Annotated in this window: 7 protein-coding genes; 2 read left to right on the forward strand and 5 right to left on the reverse strand. The window is 70.9% G+C overall.

Translation table 11 applies throughout. The features are described from left to right. The 5 genes from MJ785_RS10975 to MJ785_RS10995 all read right to left on the reverse strand — a co-directional run. On the reverse strand, positions 1-510 hold a 510-nt coding region (locus tag MJ785_RS10975; protein WP_239380668.1), incomplete at its 3' end, for a DUF6286 domain-containing protein. 19 nt (positions 511-529) lie between these two features. Continuing rightward, the gene (locus MJ785_RS10980; RefSeq protein ID WP_239311936.1) at positions 530-916 is read right to left on the reverse strand and encodes an Asp23/Gls24 family envelope stress response protein; all 387 of its coding nucleotides are present in this window, start codon (positions 914-916) and stop codon (positions 530-532) included. Continuing rightward, positions 913-1101 carry a hypothetical protein gene (locus tag MJ785_RS10985; RefSeq protein ID WP_239311939.1) on the reverse strand — a complete coding sequence of 63 codons (189 nt, stop codon included), beginning with the start codon at positions 1099-1101 and terminating at the stop codon, positions 913-915. Before MJ785_RS10985 ends, MJ785_RS10980 begins: the two co-directional genes overlap by 4 nt. Before the next feature lie 490 nt (positions 1102-1591). Next, positions 1592-2041, reverse strand: coding sequence for a hypothetical protein (locus tag MJ785_RS10990; protein WP_239311941.1), 450 nt, complete (start codon positions 2039-2041; stop codon positions 1592-1594). Between the two features lie 5 nt (positions 2042-2046). Further along, positions 2047-2529: an Asp23/Gls24 family envelope stress response protein gene (locus MJ785_RS10995; RefSeq protein WP_239311943.1), complete on the reverse strand. Its 483-nt coding sequence runs from the start codon at positions 2527-2529 to the stop codon at positions 2047-2049. A 305-nt stretch (positions 2530-2834) separates the two neighbouring features. Here MJ785_RS10995 and MJ785_RS11000 point away from each other — a divergent pair, with 305 nt between their 5' ends. Both MJ785_RS11000 and MJ785_RS11005 read left to right on the forward strand, forming a co-directional pair. Next, positions 2835-3860 carry a 4-(cytidine 5'-diphospho)-2-C-methyl-D-erythritol kinase gene (locus MJ785_RS11000; RefSeq protein WP_370651691.1) on the forward strand — a complete coding sequence of 342 codons (1026 nt, stop codon included), beginning with the start codon at positions 2835-2837 and terminating at the stop codon, positions 3858-3860. Positions 3861-3905: 45 nt separating this feature from the next. Further along, a partial coding sequence (locus MJ785_RS11005) for an ABC-F family ATP-binding cassette domain-containing protein (protein ID WP_239380669.1) occupies positions 3906-5493 on the forward strand: 1588 nt, incomplete at its 3' end.

Here is a 5493-nt window from a genome sequence, read left to right on the forward strand (position 1 = left end):
CACCGTCAGCTTCACTTTCGGGGGCGACGCCAACTCGAAGGAGGCCAGCCGTTCGCGGATCTCGTCACGCACCTGTCCCGGCGCGTCCGGGTTGATCCGGGGACTGCTCTCGATCGTCACTTTGGCGGTGCGCCGCCGGAGCCGGACCTTTGCTCGGGTCACGCCGTCGATGTCTTCGGCCGCGCTGGCGAGCGCACGGGCGATGCCGCGCCCGGCGGCGAAGGTGGCCGTCCCGGTCGGGGACGGCCGTACGGCGAACCATTGCAGCCGGCCGCGCCGCAGCCCCAGCACAAGCAGCAGGATCCCACCGGCACCGAGGATGACGCCGAGCACGGTCGGCCCTGTGTCGGACCAGGTGTTGCGTGCCATGGCGGCCGTTATCGACTGCCAGTCGACGATGGCGTACCCGTCGTCGAGGGCCGCGCTGACCATCTCGATGATCGCGATGACCCCGACCGCCGCGATGACCGCCGCAAGCAGCGCCGCGACAATCCGGTTTGTCACGCGCACGATGGTGACCTCCCGTGAGCTACCGTGCCCGGCTGCTCGGGCCGGCGTCGAACTCGAAAGCGGACACGTCGATGTCGATGTGGGTCACCCGTAGGCCGGCCAGGTCGGCCACCTGTCGGGTCACGCTGGTGCGTACCGCTTCACATACCTCAACAATCCGGACAGGATACCGTACGGACAACGACATGGAGATCGAAGCGGTACCTCGGCCGACGCGCGCTGACACCTGCGGGGGACGCTCGTCGGTGGCCTGCCGCCGCCCTCGGCCGGGATGCCGCTGTCCCAGCCCACCGACGGTTTCGACATCCAGCGCGGCCTGGGCCGCGATTTTCTCGATGACGCCGCTGGCGACGACCAGGTTTCCCCGGACCACGTTCTCGGCGCGGCGCGTTCCAGCGCGTGTCATCGCGTATCGCGGCGTTCACCGCCGCCGACATAGCGGTTGATATCGATCTCGCCGTCCAGGATCTTGCCTATGAACAGGCCGATCGCCCCGAAGACGAGGACGATCAGGAACTCGCCGAAATCACCGAAGGCGAGCGCGAGACCGGAGATCAATCCGGTGATGAGACCGATTGCGCTCGAACGCATCGAAGCCTCCTTGCTAGACGGTCGTACGTGCTGGTAGGCCCATAGCCGTTGCTGCTAGGCCCGTAGCCACGAGCCCACGGGTCCACGAGCTGGGCCTGCCGCCGGGGCGCGCGCCGCGGCCCGGCGGGCGGGCGTTAACGTACTCGTGGGGACTTTTGCGATCTTCGCCAGAGCCGCTGTACACGACGCTCGTGCGGGTGGTACTCGCGCAAGCGGTGCCGGTGTGCCCACTGTCCACGCAGCCAGTAAGCGATGATCTCGAACCCGGTCCGCCGATGGTAGCCGCTCACTTCGGCACATCCGGTCCGGGGCGGCCGTTCCGGTCGCCGAGCCCGCAGGCCAGCCATGAACACAGCGGGGTCGCCGCCTCTGTCCGGGTGGTTCTCCCGGATGAAGCGACGTGCCTCGGCGCGTCGGGCGGCGGCATCCGCCGCCCCGTCCAGCCGCGCTGGCCCGGACTGGCCGGTGGCGGGCCCGACCGGCCTGTCGGTCATTGTTTTCCGGCCCTGGTGCTTGTACGGGTCGTTCCAGCCGCGGCCGACTTGGTCATGGCCGTCTTCCCCCGGGCCGCCCTGCCGCCGGCCGTGCCGCGGGTGTGCGTTCCACCGGTGCCGCGCGGCTGGCCGGCGGGCCTGGTGACGGGCCTGTCAGGGAGGATCTCGAGATCGTCGACGAGCACGTCGATCCGCTCGCACTCCGGAGCCACCGCGGTGACCGCGCTCCGGACCTGGCTGGCGATCTCGGCAATCGTCGGCCCGAACTGGCCGACGACATGGATGGCGACCCCACCCAGTACCTTGCGGACGCCGACGACGCGCTGGCCGGGCAGATACGTGACCACGTTGCCGCTGGCTCCGGGAGACAGCGCGGCGACCGCGGAGCACCGGGCAACCGCGGCCGCGATCGCGGCCGGCCGCGCGGACACAACCAAGCGGGCCATGACTGCTACTGCACCCGGGCCTGCTTGTCGTCATCATCTTCGGGGATGTAGACGTCATCAACAGCGATGTTGACTTCGGTCACCTCCAGACCGGTCATTCCCTCGACCGAGCTGACGACGTTGCCGCGGATCGCCTGTGCGAGATCCACGATCGACACGCCGTAGTCGACCACGACGTCGAGATCTATTGCCGCCTGCCGCTCGCCGACCTCGACACCGACTCCCTGCGAGACGTTGCGGCCGGACGAGCCGGGGATACGCTGGCGCAGCGAACCGACCGCGCGGGCGCTGCCGGAGCCGAGATTGTGCACGCCTTCGACCTCGCGGGTCGCCACGCCCGCGATCTTGCGGACGACCGAGTCCGCGATGGCAGTCCTGCCTTGGCTTGTCACGAGTTCGGTGGTGCTCCGCCGGGACACGCCGGCCCCGTCGCGGTGGGCTGTCTCGCGGGTCACGGGAGCGGTTTTCTCGGTGGTTGTCGTGCTCATGACGTGCCTCCGCAATCGTTGGAGTCGTGGGGATGGATCCCTCGGCTTTCCGGAGATCTCCGGCCGGGCGGGCCCCGTGGCCAGCGGCCGCTGGCCGTCCACAGGCGACAGCCGGTCGTGCTCGGCGCGCTCAACCAGCTGGTATGCAGCGTCCTACCCGGTGGTGAGGGGGCCACTCGCGTCCGGCCGGCCGGATAGGTTCGTTGGTGCCCGGTCGGAACACGCCCCACAAGTGAGTGAAGGAGCGTCCGCTGCCTCGGTCTCATCCGCACCCTTCGGGTGCGCCCGGCCCCGGTCGGTCGTCTGTGCCCGCCCAGGGCAACCGGGTGACCGTCCGGTCACCGGCAAAGGTCAACCTGCATCTTGGGGTCGGCCCGCGTCGTGACGACGGCTATCATGCGGTAATTACGATTTTGCAGGCTGTTTCACTCTATGACGACATCACGGTTACGGCTGCCCCGGACGGCGTCACCGACCCGGACGCGGTGGAGCCGGTCGTCGCGGTTGAGGTCATCGGGGAGGGTGCCGCGGGTACCACCCCGGCCGCGCTGCCCGGGGACCCGGCCGTGAGCTCGGCGGCGGCCCGGATCTCCCTGGTTCCGACGGGCTCGGACAATCTGGCTGTTCGTGCCGCCCAGGTGCTCGCGGCCCGCGCCGGGGTACGTGGTGCGGGGGCGCGCCTGAGCATGGTCAAGGGCATTCCGGTCGCGGCGGGGATGGCTGGTGGCAGCGCCGACGCGGCCGGGGCGCTGGTCGCCTTCGACACCCTGTGGGGTACTGGCCTGGACCGCTCGGTCCTCGCGGAGCTCGCCGCCGGGCTCGGTAGCGACGTGCCATTCCCCCTGGCCGGGGGGACAGCGCTCGGCACCGGCCGAGGCGAACAGCTGACGCCGGTCCTCGGGCGCGGCGAGTACCACTGGGTTTTCGCGCTGGCTGACGGCGGCCTGTCCACCGCGTCCGTCTATGCCGAGTTCGACCGGTTGTCCGAGGGGCGTCTGCGCACCGAGCCCACGCCGCCTGGCGGGGTACTGGCGGCATTGCGTACCGGAGACCCGGTCGAGCTGGGCAAGGCCCTGGTGAACGATCTGCAGCCGGCCGCGTTGCGGCTGCGCCCGTCGTTGCGCCGCGTGCTGGAAACCGGGACCGAGCTCGGGGCGGTCGGCGCCATCGTCAGCGGCTCCGGGCCGACCTGCGCCTTTCTCGCGCGGGACGCCGCGCAGAGCGTAGCTCTGGCGGCAAGCCTCGCCGGGATGGGCGTCTGCCGGGCGGTTCGGCGGGCGTACGGCCCGGTCGCCGGTGCCCGTGTGATCGACCCTGGCGTGTCCGGGTGAACCGGGGATGCCTCCTGCCGAGTCAGCTCCGATGAGCGCCACCTGATGAGCGCTGTCCTGGTCACGATGGAGGCGGTGGTGGCCGCCTTCGGCACCCGTGTCCTGCTGGACCGCGTCAGCCTCGGGGTGGCGGCCGGAGAGCGGATCGGGGTGGTCGGCCGCAACGGCGCGGGCAAGAGCACCCTGCTCAAGCTCCTGGCCGGGGAGGCTCACCCCGATGCGGGCCGGGTCGTGCGCACGGGATTCCTGCGCGTCGGTATGCTGTCCCAGGACGACCGGCTCGTGCCCACGGCGACCGTGCGGCAGGCCGTGGTCGGTGACGTGCCCGACCACGTGTGGGCCGCGGATCCGCGTCGCCGGTCGGTGCTCAGCGGGCTGGGCCTGCTCGACCGCCTGGACGACATCGTCGGGCAGTCATCCGGTGGGGAGCGTCGGCGTACCGCCCTGGCCGCGCTGCTCGTCGATGACTTCGACCTGCTGGTACTGGACGAGCCCACCAACCACCTCGACGTCGAGGGCGTCGCGTGGCTCGCGTCCGAGCTGGCCTCCTGGCGTGGCGGGCTGCTCGTCGCAACGCATGACCGGTGGTTCCTCGACGAGGTGTGCGACCGGGTCTGGGAGGTCGTCGACGGCCGGGTGGACGCCTACGACGGCGGCTACAGTGCGTACGTGCTTGCCCGCGCGGAGCGGGCACGGCGGGCTGACGCAGCCGAGGCCCGGCGCCAGAATCTGCTCCGTAAGGAGCTTGCCTGGCTGCGTCGCGGCCCGCCGGCCCGGACCGCCAAGCCGCGCTTCCGCATCGAGGCGGCCAACGCCCTGATCGCTGATGAGCCGCCCGTGCGCGACACCCTTGGCCTGCGCACCTTTGCCGCCTCCCGCCTCGGTAAGGATGTCTTCGATGTCGAGGATGTGACGCTGCGCCTCGGTGACCGGGCGCTGTTCGCGAACATGACGTGGCGGTTGGGCCCGGGGGACCGGGTGGGTCTCGTCGGGATGAACGGGAGCGGGAAGACCACGCTGTTGCGCCTGCTGATCGGTGCGGCGAGCCCGGATTCCGGCAGTGTCCGGGTCGGGCGCAGCGCGCGTCCCGCCCTGCTCACCCAGGAGATCCACGGACTGGACCCGCGGCTGCGGGCGCTGGAGACGGTCCAGGAGGCCGGTCAGGTCCTGGAGGTCGGGCCCCGGCCGAAGCCGTCGGCGCATGCGCGAGGCGCCGCCGGGGACGGCGGGCGGAGCCGGGAGCTGACCGCGGGCCAGCTGCTTGAACAGTTCGGCCTGCCGTCGGCCCGGCAGTGGACACCGGTCGGTGACCTCTCCGGCGGGGAGCGGCGCCGGTTGCAGCTTCTGCGGCTGCTCATGAAGCGACCGAACGTACTGCTCCTGGACGAGCCCACGAACGACCTGGACACCGACACGCTGACCGCGCTGGAGGACATCCTGGACTCATGGCCGGGAACCCTGGTTGTGGTCAGTCATGATCGCTATTTCCTGGAACGGACCTGTGACACGATTGTCGCTCTGTTCGGCGACGGCTCGCTGGTCATGTTGCCCGGCGGGGTCGAGGAGTACCTGTCTCGCCGCCGGGAGCTGGGCGCGGCGGGCGCCGGGCCGCTCACCGGCGCGGACGGCTCGG

Origin of the sequence: Protofrankia sp. CiT1, from assembly GCF_917627335.1 — a bacterium.
GTDB lineage: Bacteria > Actinomycetota > Actinomycetes > Frankiales > Frankiaceae > Protofrankia.

What these genes read in the sequence shown, in the direction of transcription:
- MJ785_RS10990 (WP_239311941.1), bottom strand. Translation starts at nt 2,041, where the DNA reads ATGGCCCGCTTGGTTGTGTCCGCGCGGCCGGCCGCGATCGCGGCCGCG.
- MJ785_RS10995 (WP_239311943.1), bottom strand. Translation starts at nt 2,529, where the DNA reads ATGAGCACGACAACCACCGAGAAAACCGCTCCCGTGACCCGCGAGACA.
- MJ785_RS10980 (WP_239311936.1), bottom strand. Translation starts at nt 916, where the DNA reads ATGACACGCGCTGGAACGCGCCGCGCCGAGAACGTGGTCCGGGGAAAC.
- MJ785_RS10985 (WP_239311939.1), bottom strand. Translation starts at nt 1,101, where the DNA reads ATGCGTTCGAGCGCAATCGGTCTCATCACCGGATTGATCTCCGGTCTC.